The organism is Amycolatopsis kentuckyensis, from assembly GCF_002155975.1.
GTDB classification, from domain to species: domain Bacteria; phylum Actinomycetota; class Actinomycetes; order Mycobacteriales; family Pseudonocardiaceae; genus Amycolatopsis; species Amycolatopsis kentuckyensis.
On sequence record NZ_MUMI01000023.1, the window covers coordinates 16,469 to 33,100 of the forward strand.

Genomic DNA, 16,632 nt, shown 5'->3' on the forward strand with positions numbered 1-16,632 from the left:
CCTACTCGCCGATGCCCGCCCCGATGCCCGCTCCGATGCCGTCGAGCAGGAAGTTCAGGCCGATCCGGAAGGTCTGGTCGGCATCGAGGTGGGCGGCGTCGCGGACGACCGTCTCCAGGGCGGGGAACCGGCCGGTGGCGAACATCCGCACCAGGTAGGGCCCGTGGGCGCGCTGCCACTGCCGCTGGTCCAGCCCGCTGGCGCGTTCGGCCCGCCGCTCGGCGATCTCGCGGCGGACCGCGCCGATCACGTACGCGTCGACAGCGGTGGCCATCGGCATGACCACGTCGACGTCGACGCCGTCCAGCGCGGCCAGGACCGCTTCGCCCCGGGCCAGCGCGTTCGGGCCGAGCTGGGGGCGGCCGCCGATCAGGTCGGCGAACCACTCGTGCCGGTGCGCGGCCTGCCGGGTGGCCTCGGCCACCGAAGTCAGCACCTCCCGCCAACCGTCCCCGGTCGGCCGGATCTCGGCGTGGACGGCGTCGACCATCAGGTCGAGCAGCTCGTCCTTGGTGTCGATGTAGCCGTAGAGCCGCATCGGCCCGACGTCCAGCGCGGCGGCGATCTTGCGCAGCGACACGGCTTCGAGCCCCGCTTCATCGGCCAGTTCGACCGCCGTCCGGACGATCAGGTCCCGGCTCAGCGGGGCCGGGGCCGGCCGGTTCGCCGGTTCCGGCCGCTCCCACACCAACATGGGGGTGACAATACATCGGCTGCCGCGATACAGTGTATCGAGCAGTACGGCGTATCGGAGGGGGATTCATGACCATCGCCATCGTGGGAGCCGGCATGGGCGGGTTGGCGCTCGCCCGGGTTCTGCACGTGCACGGCATCGAGGCCGTGGTGTACGAACGCGACGCGGCGCGCGACGCCCGCCGCCAGGGCGGCATGCTCGACATCCATTCCGGTCAGCGAGCGCTGCGCGAGGCCGGCCTGCTCGAGCAGTTCCTGTCCATCGCCCGGGGTGAGGGGCAGGACATGCGTCTCCTGGAGCCGGACGGCACTCTCCTGCACCAGGAGGACACGCCCGACGACGCTCCGATGGCGCGTCCCGAGATCGACCGCACCGACCTGCGCAACCTGCTCCTCGACGCGCTCCCCGAAGGAACGGTCCACTGGGGGCACGCGTTCGACCACGCGGAAGGCGGCGTCGTCCATTTCACCGACGGCACCAGCGCGCGCTACGACCTGCTGGTGGGGGCGGACGGAGCGAACTCCAAGGTCCGGGCCCTGCTGACCGACGCCCGCCCGGCCCACCTCGGCCAGAACGCGGTCGAGCTGGCGATCCCCGACATCGACCGCACCCACCCGGACCTGGCGGCGATGGTCGGCCGCGGCAACTACTGGGTGTTCGGCGACGGCAAGTCCCTGTCGGCCCAGCGCAACGGCGACGGCTGCGTCCGCATCGGCGTCAGCTTCTACAACACGGGAGAGAACTGGTTCGCGGAGAGCGGCATCCGCTTCGACGACCCACCCGCGGTCCGAGCCCGCTTGATCGAGCTCCTGGACGGCTGGGACTCGAGATTCACCGCCCTGATCGCGGCGGCCGACGACACGGTCGCCCCCCGGCCCCTCGCCACCCTCCCGATCGGCCTGACGTGGCCCACGAACCCCACCGTCACCCTGGTCGGCGACGCAGCCCACCTGATGCCCCCGGTGGGAGAGGGAGCGAACATGGCCCTCCTGGACGGCGCGCACCTGGGCCTGGCGCTGGCGGCGCACGGGGCAGATTTCGCAGCGGCGGTGGCGGAGTACGAGCAGGAGATGTTCGAGCGCACCGGCGCGGCGGCCCGAATGTCGGCGGACATGCAGGAACTGCTGATGTCCCCGGACGCGAGCCGTAGGCTGCTCGAGTTCTTCCAGCCCAACTCCACCGCATAGTCCGGGAGAGGACGCCCGCCGCCCCGAAATCCTGAACCGACGGTGCTCGGTGGGGCAAGGGATGACAGTGGGGAGTAGACGCTCAGAAAACGATGAAGAAGACGAGGCGTCGGGCCTGCCAGGTCCAGATCCGATACGCGTAGTACCCGGTTGCGCCGGCCAGGGCCAGTCCCACCAGGCCTTGGCCGACCATGTTCGTGTTGAACATGGTGAAGGCGCCGATGATCAAGGCTAGTGTCCAAAAGGTCCACGTGAGTCCGTAAAATGCTCGCTTGCCCTGACTGTAAGGAGTTCTGGGACGGTTCGCAGTCGATTGCGGATTGTTGGTCATTTTTTCTCCTAGGCTCGACGGGTGTTTCCCGATAGTCGAATTGCCCCTTCGGCTCGTTGCGCATCAGTCGATTCTGTCCGGCAGATGTCATGTCGATCGTCAACCTCGTCGAGGCGCTTCGCGTTGCCTCTTCCGGGGAGTGGTCAGAATCATGACAATGCCGGGACGCTCCCCTTCTTCTGTAGCGAAAATGGGGGCGGGGCCGATTATCGTGCCGCGACGCAAGTGAGGTCGCGCGGATGATCGGGCTGTCGAAGGGGAGAGCGCGCATGGAACCTGAGTTCGCCGGGCGGTACCGGCTCGGCGCTGACCTGGGTCAGGGGCCGTGGGGCGTCATCAGGGCCGCGGTGGATCCGGACGGGCGGGAGGTGGCGTGCAGGCAGCTGCGGGCCGACCTCGCCGGGGGAGGAGAAGCGACCGCGAACTTCATGCGTGAACAGTCCGTCCTGGTCGGACTCGTCAACCCTCACCTGGTGACCCTGCACGATCTTCTCGTCGAAGACGAGCTTGTGACGCTGGTTCTGGACCTGGTGCACGGTGGTTCACTGCGCGATCGGCTCACCGCTTCGGGAACGTTGCTGCCGAAAGAAATCGCCCGGATCGCCGCCGGGGTCGCTGCCGCGCTGCACGCGATCCACGAGCTGGGAGTGGTACACGGCGACGTACGCCCGGAAAGCGTGGTGATGGACGATTCCGGAGCCGTTCGCGTGCCGAGGCTCACCGGTGCCGGCTTGTTCCGCGTCGCTCCGAAAGAGCCGCAGGTCTCGATGAGGGCGGCATCGAAGTACCTCGCGCCGGAAATCGTTGCCGGCGGCGAGCCGACCACGGCGACCGACCTCTACGCGCTCGGCGTCATGATTTACGAACTTTATTGCGGAGTTGCCCCGTTTCCCGGCGGATACGTGCGGCGTGCGGACGAGGAACCCGGGAGGCCGGGCGAGATGCCGGGCGCGCTCTGGGATGTCGTGAGGGTGTTGCTCGCGGTGAAACCGGCGACGCGCCCGGCCGCCGACCGGATCGCTGCGGTTCTCGACGCGATGGCGCCGGATCTCGCGAACAGTCCGGTCGGGCCGCGGCTGGAACGCCCGCCGCTGCCGACTTATGCGAAGCAGCAGAACCGGACCGGGGCGATTCAGTCGCCGGGGATCGGAGAACAGGTGTTCGGCTCCCCTTACGTCGGCCCGCCGTCGCCCCCGCGATCCAGGAGAAAACTGATTCCCCTCGCGGTCGCCGGGGTAGTGGCCGTGGCCGGGGTGATCACTGCCTTGAGCGTCGGCTCCACGTCGGCGCCGCCTGCGGCCCCTCCGGTCGCCGCGGGATCCGCGTCCCCGGTGGTGACCTCCTCCGAAGCAGCCACGACCACCACTTCGGCACCCCCGAGCGTCGCACCCGACCTCGTCGGCAAGAAGCTGGCGGACGCGCAGGACATGCTGGGGACCGGCGTCCAGATCGAGACGGTCAATTCCATCGAGCAGACCGCCGCCGCGGGTACGGTGATCGATCAGGACCCGAAGGCGGGCGCCTCGCTGAACGGGCACATCAAACTGACTGTTGCGCAGGCCGCTGTCGAGGTCTACCTGGCCGATCTGCGACCGGTGAACGGGAGTTCCTGGTCGAACGACAGCCAGCCGGGGAACATCGCGGGGAAGAGCTACCTGCACACGGTTTCGAGAGGCGTTTCTTCTTGCCCCGAGACGGGGGCGATCGAGTACAACGTCTCCAAGGGGTACCGCAAGTTCGTCTCGACGGCGGGCATGGACGACAACTCCGGCGATGCGGGACTGAAGGTGCAGTTCGAAGTGTTCGGGGACGGCCGCAAGCTGACGTCCGCGACGTTGGAGCTGGGGAAGGCGACACCGATCGACGTCGACGTGAGCGGCGTCCTGCGGTTGCGGTTGTCGTGGCAGGTCGTCAACCCGAACTGCCGAGACGGTGTCGGAGGCGATGCCTTCGACCTGGGGGAGGCGAAACTGCTCGGCTTGCCGGGGGAAGCGCCCACCCCGACGACGACGAGCTGATCGTCCGGGTCGCGGGGCTCGGCACCTGGCTGGTGCCGAGCCCCGCCGGCTATTCGACGAGTGCCGGGTCGCCCCATCCCAGTGACGGAAGCTGGTTCGACTTCCCGACCGCCATCGCCGCCCCGGCGGCCAGCGGGTGCACCGTCATTCCGGGTCGCCACGCGACGAGCTTCATCCGCAACACGTTGGTGAGGTCGCACTGGATCCAGGCCGGCTCGCCCATCCGGGCTTCGAACTGGCCCTGCGGCACGTTGTCGAGGAACACCTGGAAGTAGCCGACCTGGTCTGCTTCGTCAGCGTCGTCGAGCACTCCGGCGACCGACTCGAAACGGCGGTACCGCCGGCTCAGGTTGTACTCGACGACGCCCTGCGGATCGTTGGCGAAGAGCTGTGGCCGGTACACGATGCTGGTGCCCCGGTGCATCCCGTCGATTTCGGCACCGGTGAACCGGATGTCCGATGTGCGGGCGACCGGCTGCAGGACGGTCGTGAGCAACTGTGCACCCGACGCCGGTCTGTCCAGCGGCCGGTTCGCGTGCCACGCGCCGACCCACTCCCCGATTTTCGGCGGCGCGAAACGGGGAACACCGGTGAACGCCGCCAGCAGGCTCGCGGCGCCCTCGAGAGTGAATTCCGTGATCTCATACCGCGTGGTGGAGTGCGCGTTGAGGAACGAGGGGATTTCGTCGACCCTGCGCCCGGGAAGCACCACCGGGAGAATGCGTCGAGTCCCTCGCGGGAGATCCCTCGTCAGGTTGTCCCTGATCATCGCGGCTTCGAACTGGGAACCGCGGCCGACGTCGGCGACCTCGTCGCCTTCGGCGCGGCGCTTGTAGGCGGGAGAGGCGATGGCCAGCACGAAATCGGCCTTGGTGAGGTGCTGGGACGCCCAGAGCGACCAGTCGAGCCGGGGGCCGTCGACCCATTGGTCGAAAAAGACTTCAACCCCGAGTTGGGCTTGCAAGAAAGTGGCGAACTGGCGAACCAGATCTTGATGCTCAACCGAGTCCTGTGCATAACTGAGGAAGACTCGGGGGTGTTCTCCGATGCTCATCTGGGCGTTTCCTTCAATCGCCGGACGGAATTGTCCACGATTGAACAGCAAGAAACGCGATGGGGTGGGGCGCGCGGCCGATTGTCCAGCTTCTGTCCCATTCCCCGATCGGTGACGGACGGTGACGGCCCGGTTCGCCTTTCCCGGCGTCCGTGATCGGCGCACCGGCGCCCGGGAGGCGGCGGCTTTACCTGGTCAGCCGGGGGTTACCCTGGAAGCCGATGACCGAGAACCAGGCACCCAGGGCGTACCAGATCCGCACCTTCGGCTGCCAGATGAACGTGCACGACTCCGAGCGCCTCGCCGGGCAGCTCGAGGACGCGGGCTACGTGCCGGCCACCGCCGGGGCCAAGCCCGACCTGATCGTGTTCAACACCTGCGCCGTCCGGGAGAACGCGGACAACAAGCTGTACGGCACGCTCGGGCACCTGCGCCCGGACAAGGTCGCGAACCCCGACCTGCAGATCGCCGTCGGCGGGTGTCTGGCGCAGAAGGACCGGGGCGAGATCGTCAAGCGGGCGCCGTGGGTCGACGTCGTGTTCGGGACGCACAACATCGGGTCGCTGCCCACGCTGCTCGAACGCGCCCGGCACAACGCCGAGGCCGAGGTCGAGATCCTCGAATCGCTCGAGACCTTCCCCTCGACGCTGCCCGCGCGGCGCGAATCGTCCTACGCGAGCTGGGTGTCCGTTTCGGTCGGGTGCAACAACACCTGCACCTTCTGCATCGTCCCCGCCCTGCGCGGCAAGGAACGCGACCGGCGGCCCGGCGAGATCCTCGCCGAGGTCGAGGCGCTCGTCGCCGAGGGCGTGCTCGAGGTCACCCTGCTCGGCCAGAACGTCAACTCCTACGGCGTCGAATTCGGCGACAGGCTGGCGTTCGGGAAGCTGCTGCGCGCGTGCGGGACCGTCGACGGCCTCGAGCGCGTCCGGTTCACCTCGCCGCACCCGGCGGCGTTCACCTCCGACGTCATCGACGCCATGGCCGCGACCCCGAACGTCTGCCACCAGCTGCACATGCCGCTGCAGTCCGGGTCCGACCGGGTGCTGCGCGAAATGAAGCGCTCCTACCGTTCGGCGCGCTTCCTGAACATCCTCGACGAGGTCCGCACGGCCATGCCGGACGCGGCGATCACCACCGACATCATCGTCGGCTTCCCCGGCGAGACGGAGGAGGACTTCCAGGCGACCCTGGACGTCGTGGCGCAGGCCCGCTTCTCCAGCGCGTTCACGTTCCAGTACTCGAAGCGCCCCGGCACGCCGGCCGCGACGATGGACGGCCAGCTGCCGAAGGAGGTCGTGCAGGAGCGCTACGAACGCTTGGTCGAGCTGCAGAACGCGATCTCCTGGGAAGAGAACAAGAAGATCGTCGGCCGCACCGTCGAGCTGCTGGTCGCCGCGGGCGAGGGCCGCAAGGACGCCGAGACGCACCGCATGAGCGGCCGCGCCCGCGACGGCCGCCTGGTGCACTTCACGCCGACCGGCGCCCACGTCGACCGCGCGGTCCGCCCGGGCGACGTCGTCGAGACGGTCGTCACCTACGGCGCCCCGCACCACCTGGTGGCCGACGGCGATCTGCTGTCGCACCGCCGGACGCGGGCGGGCGACAACGCGGAGGCCGGTCTGCGGCCGAAGACGAGCGGCGTCACGCTGGGCCTGCCGGGCTTCGGTGCCCCCGCGGTCCAGCCCGAACCGGTGAGTGGGTGTGCGCTGTGACCGAGTCGCGAGGCAACGGCGAGCTGGCCGAGCTGGCGGCCGAGATCGACGAAGCGGGCGAGCGAGCGTCCCGCACGGTGGAGCTGGGCCGCCGCGGGTTCACCATCGCGGTGTTCGCGTTCGTGCTGCTGATCTGCCAGATCCTCCCGTGGGTCGGCGACCACGCGGGCTGGCAGGTCCTGGCCGGAGAGGGCGGCGGCATCCCCCAGCTGTTCGCGGCGACGTCGACGGGTGTCGGCATCCTGGCCTCGGCGCTGGCCCTGGTGACGCGCCGCTGGTGGCTGTCCTGGGTCTGCGCGGCGGGCGGCTGGTTCGCCTCGGTGGACGGGCTGCTGGCCATTTGGTCCCAGCAGTCGTCCCACGCCCCGGGCTCCGCGGGCGGCGGCCCGGGGATCGGCATGGTGATCGCCTGGATCGCGATGATCTGCCTGGCGGTCTCGTGGATGCGCACGGCGTTTTCGCGGTCGTGAGGCCGGTGGGGACCGGGTTCAGCCGACGCGCAGGGTGAGCGTGCTGGCCGAATAGGCGGCGGCGTAGAGCGTGGTCTCGGGGTGGAAGAGCCGCAGCGAGACGGTGGCGCTCAGGCTAAAGCTGAGGCTGAGCGAGAACCCGCCGTTGGGCCGGCAGGTGGTGTCGGCGATGTTCACCCAGGCCCCGGCCTGCAGCTGCTGCACGATGACGGCCTCGACGCTCCCTTCGGAGCGGGCGGCGTCGAGCACCTTCAGGTTGCCCTTGAGGTCGACCTTCTCGTTGACCTTGACGTGGTCCTTGGAGAGCTTCCCGTCGATCTTGACCTTCCCCTTGCCCGCTTCGGTGGCCGAGGAGAGCGGGGCGGCCCCGGCGGGGGCGGCGAGCGCGGGAGCGAGCCCGGCGAGAGCGACGGTGACCGCCAGAGCGGCGAGAATCTTGCGGGGTGTCCTGATCATGAGCAGAGTGCAGCACCGGGAGCGGACCCGAGCGCGCGGTGACCCCCGGTCGGGGTGCTGACCGAACCTCTTCGGGTGTTTCCGCTTGCCGACAGCACCGCTTGCCGACAGCGCCGTCGAAGGTCGTGAACGCGGCGAAGGCCGCATCCGGGACGCCGGTCCCCGGATGCGGCCTTCGGCGATTTCAGCGGTCGGCGACCGCCGCTTCCGCGGCCTGCAGCCACTCCCGCCACTGGGCCGCCTGCTCGTCGGCCTTCTTCGCCCGCCGCTCGTCCCCGGCCGCGCGGGCCTTCGCCGCCTGCGACTCGAACTGCTCCACCCGCTCCCGGAACTGCGCCGCCCGGGCCTGGGCCTCCGGGTCCGTCTTCCGCCACCGCGAGTCCTCGGCCGACTTGACCGCGTCCTGGACCGCCTTCAACCGGCCGTCCAGCTCGCGGATGCGCTCGCGGGGGACCTTGCCGATCTCGTCCCACTGCTCCTGGATGCGCCGCAACGCGCTCTTCGCCGCCTCCAGGTTGGCCGCCGCGTCGATCTTCTCGGCCTCGACCAGCAGCTCCTCCTTGCGGGCCGCGTTCGCGCCGAACTCGGCGTCGCGCTCGGAGAACACCGCGGACCGGCGGGCGAAGAACTTGTCCTGTGCCGCGCGGAACCGCTGCCACAGCGCCTCGTCGCTGTCCTTCGGCGCCCGGCCGGCCGCCTTCCACTCGGTCATCAGGTCCTTGTAGCGGCCCGCCGTCTCGCCCCAGTCCTCGGACTCGCTGATGGCCTCGGCCTCGGCGATGAGCTCTTCCTTGCGCTGCTTGGCCGACGCGCGCTGCTTGTCCAGCTCGGCGAAGTGCGAGCCGCGACGGCGGTTGAAGCCCTCGCGGGCCTTCGAGAACCGCTTCCACAGCTCGTCGTCGGTCTTGCGGTCGACGCCCTTGACCGTCTTCCACTCGTCCAGGATCGCGCGCAGCCGGTCGCCCGCCGCCTTCCACTGGGTGGAGTCGGCCGCGATCTTCTCGGCCTCCTCGGCCAGCGCCTGCTTGCGCGCGACCGCCGCCGCCCGTGCTTCCTCGCGCTCCGCCTTCGCGCTGGCCAGCGCCTTCTCGGCGTGCCCGATGACGTACTCCAGCCGCGCGGCGAGCGCGGCCAGGTCGCCGACCACGGCCGCCTCGGCCAGGCCGTCGCGGATCTGGGTGGCGCTCGACAGCGCGTGCTTCGGGTCGCCGGCCCCGGAGATCAGCCGGGTCTCCAGCAGCTCGACCTCGGTGCGCACGTCGTCGAACCGGCGGGCGTAGTGCACCAAGCCCTCGTCGGGGCTGCCGGCCTGCCAGACGCCGACGGCGCGCTCGCCCTCGGCGGTGACGACGTAGACGGTGCCCTCGTCGTCGATCCGGCCCCAGGTCGACGGGGTGGGTTCGGCGGGCGGCACGGGCGGGGCGGCGTGCCCGGCGTGCAGCGCGTGCGGCACCGGGTGCGGGGCCGGGGTACCGGTGGAAGTGTTCTCCTGGGCCATCGCAGGCTCCTTATCGCCTGTACGCCCGCGGGTGCGGGCGCCCCGCCGCGAAGCGGGGCCGGGTAATGCGGTCGTCACGGGCCGTGCTCGGATGCTACGGCCCCACGCGGCATTCAAGCAGCTCAGCGCGCACCGTGGTACTGGATGGGCCACTCGAAGCTCGTGATCCTACTTCCGGTGGACGCTCCGTGTCGGCCCGCAGGTATCGTCAGCCGCCGTGAACAGCCCCGTCGTCCCGCACGCGGTGGTCGGGCCGACGGCCACCGGGAAGACCGCGCTGGCCGTGGACCTGGCCCGCGAACTCGGCGGCGAAGTCGTCAACGCCGACGCGATGCAGCTCTACCGGGGCATGGACATCGGCACCGCCAAGGCCACCGAGGCCGAGCGCCGCGGCGTCCCGCACCACCTGCTCGACGTCCTGGACGTGACCGAGACGGCGTCCGTCGCGGCCTACCAGCGGCACGCGCGGGCCGAGATCGAGCGGCTGCTGGCCGCGGGGAAGGTCCCGGTGCTGGCCGGCGGGTCCGGTCTCTACGTCCAGGCCGTGCTCGACGACCTGCGGTTCCCCGGCACCGACCCGGCCGTCCGGGCCCGGCTCGACGCGGAAGCCGAAGAACTCGGCACCCCCGCGTTGTACACCCGGCTGGGTGAGCGCGACCCGGTCGCCGCCGCCAAGATCCTGCCGACCAACACCCGCCGGATCGTGCGCGCCCTCGAAGTCATCGAGATCACCGGCGAGCCGTTCTCGGCGAACCTGCCCGCGCCGGGGCCCGCCCGCTACGGCACGGTCGTGCTCGGCGTCGACCGCGCGCCCGAAGAGCTCGACGAGCGCGTGAACGAGCGCGTGGTGCGGATGTTCGAGGCCGGGCTGGTCGACGAAGTCCGCGAACTGGAGAAGCGGGGCCTGCGCGAAGGGAAGACGGCGTCGCGGGCACTCGGTTACCAGCAGGTGCTCGCCGCACTGGACGGCGACGGCGACTTCAAGGCGGCCGCCGCGGCAACGGCGCAGGCCACCCGGCGCTTCGTCCGCAAGCAACGCTCCTGGTTCCGGCGCGACCAGCGGATCCACTGGTTCGACGGCGCCGATCCGGGGCTGGCCGCGCGCGTCCTGGATACCCTGGGCCGGTAATCTGGCCCCATGGGCGGAATCGAGTTCCTCAAGGGGCACGGCACGCAAAACGACTTCGTGCTGCTCCCCGATCCGGCGGGCCGCCTCGAGCTGACCGAAGCCAGGGTCGCCGCGCTGTGCGACCGCCAGCGCGGCCTCGGGGCCGACGGCGTGCTGCGCGTGGTGCGCGCCGCGGCGATCGGCGAGCCGTCCGCGGGCGAGTGGTTCATGGACTACCGCAACGCCGACGGGTCGATCGCGGAGATGTGCGGCAACGGCGTGCGCGTGTTCGCCCGCTACCTGGTCGACGCCGGCCTGGCGGCCGAAGGCGAGTTCGTCGTCGGCACCCGCGCGGGCGACCGCCCGGTCGTGGTGCACCCGGACCGCTCGGTGACCGTGCAGATGGGGCCGGCGACGATCACCGGCACGTCGGTCACGGTGGTGGCCGGCCGCCCGTTCTCCGGCGTGGCGGTCAACGTCGGCAACCCGCACCTGGTGTCGCTGCTCGACGACGACGTGGCGGGGCTCGACCTGCGCGACCAGCCCGACTTCGACCACGACCTGTTCCCCGACGGCGTGAACCTCGAGTTCATCAACTGCCTCGGCGAAGGCGCGCTGCGGATGCGCGTGCACGAGCGCGGCGTGGGGGAGACGCGGGCGTGCGGCACCGGCACGGTCGCCGCGGTGGCGGCCGCCTTCCACCTGGCGGGCACCGACACCGGGGCCTCCACTGTGGACATCCCGGGCGGCCGGGTCGAGGTCACGGTGTCGCGCGGCGCGTCGACGCTGTCGGGCCCGGCGGAGATCGTGGCCCGCGGCGAAATCGACGAAGCCTGGTGGGCCGCCGCCGGCTCGTAACGGCTAGGGCGTGTCTGACACGGTGTCGGTGGATTCGACGATCGCGGGCCCATCAGCACGCCACCAACATCACTCGCCCCACAGGGGGCTGGGTCGAACTACACCGATCTACTCGCCGAGCCGCCTGACCACGCGATCGGTCGCTCCCGCGGCGGCTGGAGCACCAAAGTGCACCACCTCGTCGACGAGAACGGCCGACCGCTGGTGGCTCTGGTCGGCCCCGGTCAGGCCGGTGACGCGCCGATGTTCCCGCACCTCATGCGCCATCTGCGCGTCGCTCGGCTTGGACGTGGCCAAGCCCGCACCCGTCCGCGTCCGCGGCGACAAGGCCTACTCCTCGCGGGCGATCCGCAGGCATCTTCGTGCACGCGGAATCACCGCCGTGATCCCCGAACCAGCAGACCAGGCCGGGCACCGCAAACGCCGCGGTTCCCGCGGCGGCCGCCCACCGGCATTCGACCCGGTGGACTACCGCGGCCTGGCTACTCGCTACGACAAGCTTGCCATCGTCTACCGATCAGCAGTCGTCCTGCCCGCGGTGGTCACCTGGACCAAGACATTGTCAGACACGCGCTAGCCCGCCAGGATCCCGGCGAGCACGCGACGTCCGTTCGCGGCCTCCTCGCCGGTCCGGGTGCAGGCGACGAGCGTCTTCCACAACGCCCAGCCGCGGCCGCGCGCCCAGGTGGCGTCGTCGACGGTCAGGTGCTCGCGGAACACCTGCCTGCCCTCGGCCGTCAGCAGTGTCCAGGCGATCGCCAGGTCGCACGCCGGGTCGCCGACGCCGCAGGTTCCGAAGTCGATGACGGCGGCCAGCTCGCCGTCGCGCAGCAGGAGGTTGCCCGGGGCCAGGTCGCCGTGGAACCAGCGGTCCACCCCGTCCCAGGGCGCGGTCAGCGCGGCTTCCCAGAGGGCCGCGGCGCCGTCGGCGGTGCCGCCCAGCTTCGTGAGCGCGCGCCGGGCCTGCCCGTCGTAGGTGCGCAGGGTGGCGCCCCGGAACCAGTTGTGCTTGCCCGGCCGGGGGCCGTCCGCGGGATCGACGTTCCGGAGGGCCGCCACGAACCCGGCCAGGTCCCGCGCGAAGCGGACGGGGTCGGCCACCCCGTCCGCGGTCGCGGGCTCGCCGTCGAGCCACCGGTAGACCGACCAGGGGAACGGGTAGCCCGCCCCGGGCCGCCCCGCCGCCAGCGTGACCGGGATGGGCAGCGGCAGCCGCGGCGCGAGCGCCGGCAGCCACCGCTGCTCCTTCTCGACCGCCAGCGCGTACTCGGCGGCGCTGGGCAGCCGCACCACCATGGAGTCGCCGAGGTGGAAGGTGAAGTTGTCCCACCCGCTCTCCCGCACGGGCCGGACCGGGAGCCCGGCCCACTGCGGGAACTGGCCGTCGATCAGCCGGCGCACCTGGTCGGTGTCGACGCTGACCCGCTGCGGAAGCGGGCCGAGGTCCGGGGTGCCGCTCACGGTGTCAGACATTGGCTTCCACCGCGAAGTCGCCTTCGCGCGTGGTGATGTCCGCGACGACGCCCGCGACCCGGATGTCCGACTGGACGTCCGCGAACCGCGCCAGCAGCTCGGCCGGGCCGGTCACGGTCAGCGCCTCGACGGCGGACCGCATCGACACCTTCGCGTCCGTCTTCGCCCGGCGCACCGCCGCGATCACCTGGCTCGCCAGGGAAAGCAGCTCCGGGTCCCCGTCGGACGCCGGCGCGGCAGGCCAGGCCGCCCGGTGCACCGAACCCTCCTGCCACCACGACCAGACCTCCTCGGTCGCGAACGGCAGGAACGGCGCGAACAGCCGCAGCACCGCCGACACCGCCGTCACCAGCGCGACCTGCGCGGACTCCGCTCCCGCAGGACCGCTGTCGCCGTACGCGCGGCCCTTCACCAGCTCGACGTAGTCGTCGCAGAACGTCCAGAAGAACGTCTCGGTCACCTGCAGGGCCCGGGCGTAGTCCAAGGCCTCCAGCGCCGCGGTCGCCGAAGAGACGACCTCCGAAAGCGACGCCAGCAGTGCCCGGTCCAGCGGCTCGGTGACCACTGCGTCAGGCGAAGGCACGCCCAGACCGAGCACGAACCGGCTCGCGTTGAGCAGCTTCGTTGCCAGCCGCCGCCCGACCTTCATCTGGCCTTCGTCCACCGCCGTGTCGACGCCCGGGCGCGCACTCGCCGCCCAGTACCGGACCGCGTCCGAGCCGAAGCGCTCCAGCAGGTCCACCGGGGTCGTCACGTTGCCCTTGGACTTCGACATCTTCTTGCGGTCCGGGTCGAGCACCCAGCCCGAGATCGACGTCTCCCGCCACGGCAGCACGCCGTGCTCCAGCTCCGCGCGCACCGCCGTCGAGAACAGCCAGGTGCGGATGATCTCGTGCGCCTGCGGCCGCAGGTCCATCGGGAAGACGCGCGCGAACAGGTCGTCGTCGACGCTCCACCGGCCGGCGATCTGCGGGGTGAGCGACGACGTCGCCCACGTGTCCATCACGTCCGGATCGGCCACGAACCCGCCCGGCACCCCACGCTGTTCCGGCGTGAACCCCGGCGGGACGTCGCTGCTCGGATCCACCGGCAGGGTGTCCGGCAGCAGGCGCGCGTCGTAGTCCGGTTCGCCGTTCGCGTCGAGCCGGTACCACAGCGGGATCGGCACGCCGAAGAACCGCTGCCGGCTGATCAGCCAGTCCCCGGCCAGGTTCTCCACCCACGACGAGTACCGGACGCGCATGTGCTTCGGCACCCAGTTCAGCTCTTCGCCGCGGGCCAGCATCTTCTCCCGGAAGGCGGCGTCGTTCCCGCCGTTGCGCAGGTACCACTGCCGGCTGGCGACGATCTCCAGGGGCTTGTCGCCCTTTTCGTAGAACTTCACCGAGTGCGTGATCGGCCGCGGTTCCCCGCGCAGGGCCCCGGCTTCCCGCAGCAGCCGCACCATGATCTCGCGTCCCGTGTGGACGGTCTTGCCCACCAGCGGAGCGTAGGCGTCCGAAGGCACTCCGGACGGCGCGTCCGGCAGGAACCGGCCGTCGCGGCCCAGCACCACCCGGGTCGCCAGCCGCAGCTCCCGCCACCACGTGACGTCGGTGGTGTCGCCGAACGTGCACACCATCGCGATCCCGCGGCCCTTCTCGGGGTCCGCGAGGTGGTGCGCCACCACGGGCACCTCGACGCCGAACACCGGCGTCCGCACGGTTTTCCCGAAGAGCGGCTGGAACCGTTCGTCATCGGGGTGCGCCACCAGGGCGACGCACGCGGGCAGCAGCTCCGGCCGGGTCGTCGCGATCACGACGTCGGCGCCGTCCGGCCCGGTGAACGCGAGGTCGTGGAACGCGCCCGGGCGCTCGCGGTCCTCCAGCTCGGCCTGGGCGACGGCGGTGCGGAACGTAACGTCCCAGAGCGTCGGCGCTTCGGCCTGGTACGCCTCACCGCGCTCGAGGTTGCGCAGGAACGCGCGCTGCGAGATCAGCCGCGTCTCACGCCCGATCGTCTGGTACGTCGTCGTCCAGTCGACCGACAGCCCGAGCTGCCGCCACTGCTGCTCGAAGACCTTTTCGTCGGTCACGGTCAGGGACTCGCACAGCTCGACGAAGTTCCGCCGCGACACCGCGACGACGTCCTTGCCCGGCTTCTCCGGCGGCCGGAACTCCGGGTCGTACGGCAGCGACGGCTCGCAGCGGACGCCGAAGTGGTTCTGCACCCGGCGTTCGGTCGGCAGGCCGTTGTCGTCCCACCCCATCGGGTAGAACACCTCGGCCCCGCGCATCCGCTTGAACCGCGCGAGCACGTCGGTGTGGGTGTAGGAGAAGACGTGCCCGATGTGCAGCGACCCGCTGACGGTCAGCGGCGGGGTGTCGATCGAGTAGACCTGGTCCCGCGTCTTGGTGCGGTCGAAGTGGTAGGCGCCGGTGGACTCCCATACGGGTACCCACTTGGCCTCCAGACCGTCGACACCGACCTTGTCCGGGACTCTCGGGCGCTCGGATGGGCTGCTCATGAAGCAACTCTAAGCGGCGGCGGAACCGGTTTTCGCCTCGGTCGGCAGGTCGCGCATGTGCCGCAGCGGTGAGCAGACCACCCACAGCACGGCCGCCGCCTCACCGATCACCGCCACCCACATCGCGCCGCGCAGCCCGAGTCCTTCGCCGAGCCCGCCGCCCAGCAGGCCGCCGAGCGGGATGACGCCCCAGACGACGAACCGCACGCTGGCGTTCATCCGGCCGAGCAGCCGGTCCGGGCAGATCGCCTGGCGGTAGGAGACCGAGGCGACGTTGTAGATGATGATCCCGAACCAGCCGAGGGCCGCGCCGAACCCGGCGAGCCCGAGGCGCCAGTCCGGTGCCGCGAGCGGGAACATCAGGTGTCCGGGCATGGTGCACAGCGGGACCAGCCAGATCGATCGCGCCTGGCCGATCCGCCGGGTCAGCGCGCCCGCGCAGAGCGCGCCGACGATCCCGCCGGCCCCGCCGACCGCCAGCAGCGCACCGACCGCGGCGGGCGGCAGCCCCACCGTCCGCGTCAGGAACAGCACCTGCACGGCCAGGAACGCGCCACCGAAGAAGTTCGCCGTCGCCGTCGTGCCCACCGTCGCCCGCAGCGGCCTGTCGGAGAAGACGAACCGCAGCCCTTCGGCCATCTGCGGGAGCAGGCGGGTGTGGCGGTCGTGCTCCGGCTCGGGCTCGACCGCGCGGATGCGCAGCAGGAACAGGGCCGACGTCAGGTAGCCGAGGCTGGTGAGCAGGATCGTGTTCGCCGCGGTCACCAGCTGGACCAGCACGCCGGCGGCGCTCGGCCCGGCGATCTGCGCGGTCGACTGGACGGCCTGCAGTTTCGCGTTGCCCTCCAGCAGGTGTTCCCGCCCCACGAGCGAAGGCAGGTACGACTGGTAGGCGACGTCGAAGAACACCGTGGCGATGCCCACGAACAGCACGACCACCAGCAGGTGGACGAGGGTCAGCAGGCCGGCCCACCACGCGAGCGGCACGGTGAGCAGCAGCGCGAAGCGGGTGAAGTCGGCGGTGAGCATGACCCGGCGGCGGCTGAGCCGGTCCACCCACACCCCGGCGGGTAACCCGATCAGCAGGAACGCCAGGGTCTCGGCCGCGGTCAGCAGGCCCATCTGGAACGGCGTCGCGGCCAAGGTCACCGCCGCGAGCAGCGGGATGGCCGTGTACCCGACGGCGGTGCCGAGCTGGCTCGCCGCGTCGCCGGCCCACAGCCGCCTGAAGTCTGCGTGGAAGAACAGTGACCCCCTGAACATG

Annotated in this window: 15 protein-coding genes; 6 read left to right on the plus strand and 9 right to left on the minus strand. The window is 70.9% G+C overall.

The genetic code is table 11. The annotated features are described in order from the left end of the window. Position 1: 1 nt before the first annotated feature. On the minus strand, positions 2 to 694 hold the full coding sequence (locus CCN39_RS01905; protein ID WP_086838073.1) for a TetR/AcrR family transcriptional regulator: 693 nt from the start codon (positions 692 to 694) through the stop codon (positions 2 to 4). Positions 695 to 762: 68 nt separating this feature from the next. On the opposite strand from CCN39_RS01905, the gene CCN39_RS01910 reads away from it, so the two are divergent. After that, positions 763 to 1,881, plus strand: a complete 1,119-nt coding sequence (locus CCN39_RS01910) for an FAD-dependent oxidoreductase (RefSeq protein WP_086838074.1) — start codon at positions 763 to 765, stop codon at positions 1,879 to 1,881. A gap of 82 nt (positions 1,882 to 1,963) precedes the next feature. On the opposite strand, the gene CCN39_RS49150 is transcribed toward CCN39_RS01910, so the two are convergent. Beyond that, positions 1,964 to 2,212, minus strand: a complete 249-nt coding sequence (locus CCN39_RS49150) for a hypothetical protein (RefSeq protein ID WP_143263902.1) — start codon at positions 2,210 to 2,212, stop codon at positions 1,964 to 1,966. A 269-nt stretch (positions 2,213 to 2,481) separates the two neighbouring features. Between CCN39_RS49150 and CCN39_RS01915 the strand changes: the two genes are divergently transcribed. After that, positions 2,482 to 4,230, plus strand: a complete 1,749-nt coding sequence (locus CCN39_RS01915) for a serine/threonine-protein kinase (RefSeq protein WP_158104477.1) — start codon at positions 2,482 to 2,484, stop codon at positions 4,228 to 4,230. A gap of 49 nt (positions 4,231 to 4,279) precedes the next feature. Here the strand turns inward: CCN39_RS01915 and CCN39_RS01920 are convergent, their stop codons facing one another. Then, the gene (locus CCN39_RS01920; protein ID WP_086838076.1) at positions 4,280 to 5,284 is read right to left on the minus strand and encodes an SEFIR domain-containing protein; all 1,005 of its coding nucleotides are present in this window, start codon (positions 5,282 to 5,284) and stop codon (positions 4,280 to 4,282) included. A 221-nt stretch (positions 5,285 to 5,505) separates the two neighbouring features. Between CCN39_RS01920 and miaB the strand changes: the two genes are divergently transcribed. Together miaB and CCN39_RS01930 are read left to right on the plus strand one after the other, a co-directional pair. Beyond that, complete coding sequence (miaB, locus tag CCN39_RS01925; protein WP_086838077.1) at positions 5,506 to 6,999, plus strand: tRNA (N6-isopentenyl adenosine(37)-C2)-methylthiotransferase MiaB; 1,494 nt, start codon at positions 5,506 to 5,508, stop codon at positions 6,997 to 6,999. Then, positions 6,996 to 7,469 carry an Rv2732c family membrane protein gene (locus CCN39_RS01930; RefSeq protein WP_086838078.1) on the plus strand — a complete coding sequence of 158 codons (474 nt, stop codon included), beginning with the start codon at positions 6,996 to 6,998 and terminating at the stop codon, positions 7,467 to 7,469. The genes miaB and CCN39_RS01930 overlap by 4 nt, the downstream gene beginning before the upstream one ends. Positions 7,470 to 7,487: 18 nt before the next feature. Here CCN39_RS01930 and CCN39_RS01935 read toward each other — a convergent pair whose 3' ends face one another. Together CCN39_RS01935 and CCN39_RS01940 are read right to left on the minus strand one after the other, a co-directional pair. After that, entirely contained in the window at positions 7,488 to 7,925 is a 438-nt protein-coding gene (locus CCN39_RS01935) for a hypothetical protein (RefSeq protein WP_086838079.1), read from the minus strand. A 184-nt stretch (positions 7,926 to 8,109) separates the two neighbouring features. Next, a complete protein-coding gene (locus CCN39_RS01940; RefSeq protein ID WP_086838080.1) occupies positions 8,110 to 9,423 on the minus strand; it encodes a DUF349 domain-containing protein in 1,314 nt (437 codons plus the stop codon). A gap of 217 nt (positions 9,424 to 9,640) precedes the next feature. Between CCN39_RS01940 and miaA the strand changes: the two genes are divergently transcribed. Then, entirely contained in the window at positions 9,641 to 10,552 is a 912-nt protein-coding gene (gene miaA / locus CCN39_RS01945; protein ID WP_086838081.1) for a tRNA (adenosine(37)-N6)-dimethylallyltransferase MiaA, read from the plus strand. Between the two features lie 9 nt (positions 10,553 to 10,561). Next, positions 10,562 to 11,389 (plus strand): diaminopimelate epimerase, encoded by an 828-nt coding sequence (gene dapF, locus CCN39_RS01950; RefSeq protein WP_086838082.1) that lies wholly within the window; start codon positions 10,562 to 10,564, stop codon positions 11,387 to 11,389. Between the two features lie 108 nt (positions 11,390 to 11,497). Here the strand turns inward: dapF and CCN39_RS50985 are convergent, their stop codons facing one another. From CCN39_RS50985 to CCN39_RS01970, 4 genes are all read right to left on the minus strand, one after another. Next, the gene (locus tag CCN39_RS50985) at positions 11,498 to 11,686 is read right to left on the minus strand and encodes a hypothetical protein (RefSeq protein WP_208630106.1); all 189 of its coding nucleotides are present in this window, start codon (positions 11,684 to 11,686) and stop codon (positions 11,498 to 11,500) included. 276 nt (positions 11,687 to 11,962) lie between these two features. Beyond that, a complete protein-coding gene (locus CCN39_RS01960) occupies positions 11,963 to 12,862 on the minus strand; it encodes an aminoglycoside phosphotransferase family protein (RefSeq protein ID WP_086838083.1) in 900 nt (299 codons plus the stop codon). Further along, positions 12,855 to 15,368 carry a valine--tRNA ligase gene (gene valS / locus CCN39_RS01965; RefSeq protein ID WP_086838084.1) on the minus strand — a complete coding sequence of 838 codons (2,514 nt, stop codon included), beginning with the start codon at positions 15,366 to 15,368 and terminating at the stop codon, positions 12,855 to 12,857. The genes CCN39_RS01960 and valS overlap by 8 nt, the downstream gene beginning before the upstream one ends. Before the next feature lie 9 nt (positions 15,369 to 15,377). Next, positions 15,378 to 16,631, minus strand: coding sequence for an MFS transporter (locus CCN39_RS01970; RefSeq protein WP_086838137.1), 1,254 nt, complete (start codon positions 16,629 to 16,631; stop codon positions 15,378 to 15,380). Position 16,632: the final 1 nt, after the last annotated feature.

Bases quoted from the DNA above. Each gene is read 5' to 3' on its own strand.
- CCN39_RS01910 (WP_086838074.1), top strand. From the start codon at position 763: ATGACCATCGCCATCGTGGGAGCCGGCATGGGCGGGTTGGCGCTCGCC.
- CCN39_RS01970 (WP_086838137.1), bottom strand. From the start codon at position 16,631: ATGTTCAGGGGGTCACTGTTCTTCCACGCAGACTTCAGGCGGCTGTGG.
- CCN39_RS01920 (WP_086838076.1), bottom strand. From the start codon at position 5,284: ATGAGCATCGGAGAACACCCCCGAGTCTTCCTCAGTTATGCACAGGAC.
- CCN39_RS49150 (WP_143263902.1), bottom strand. From the start codon at position 2,212: ATGACCAACAATCCGCAATCGACTGCGAACCGTCCCAGAACTCCTTAC.
- CCN39_RS01940 (WP_086838080.1), bottom strand. From the start codon at position 9,423: ATGGCCCAGGAGAACACTTCCACCGGTACCCCGGCCCCGCACCCGGTG.
- dapF (WP_086838082.1), top strand. From the start codon at position 10,562: ATGGGCGGAATCGAGTTCCTCAAGGGGCACGGCACGCAAAACGACTTC.
- CCN39_RS01960 (WP_086838083.1), bottom strand. From the start codon at position 12,862: ATGTCTGACACCGTGAGCGGCACCCCGGACCTCGGCCCGCTTCCGCAG.
- CCN39_RS01935 (WP_086838079.1), bottom strand. From the start codon at position 7,925: ATGATCAGGACACCCCGCAAGATTCTCGCCGCTCTGGCGGTCACCGTC.
- valS (WP_086838084.1), bottom strand. From the start codon at position 15,368: ATGAGCAGCCCATCCGAGCGCCCGAGAGTCCCGGACAAGGTCGGTGTC.
- miaB (WP_086838077.1), top strand. From the start codon at position 5,506: ATGACCGAGAACCAGGCACCCAGGGCGTACCAGATCCGCACCTTCGGC.
- CCN39_RS01915 (WP_158104477.1), top strand. From the start codon at position 2,482: ATGGAACCTGAGTTCGCCGGGCGGTACCGGCTCGGCGCTGACCTGGGT.
- CCN39_RS01905 (WP_086838073.1), bottom strand. From the start codon at position 694: ATGTTGGTGTGGGAGCGGCCGGAACCGGCGAACCGGCCGGCCCCGGCC.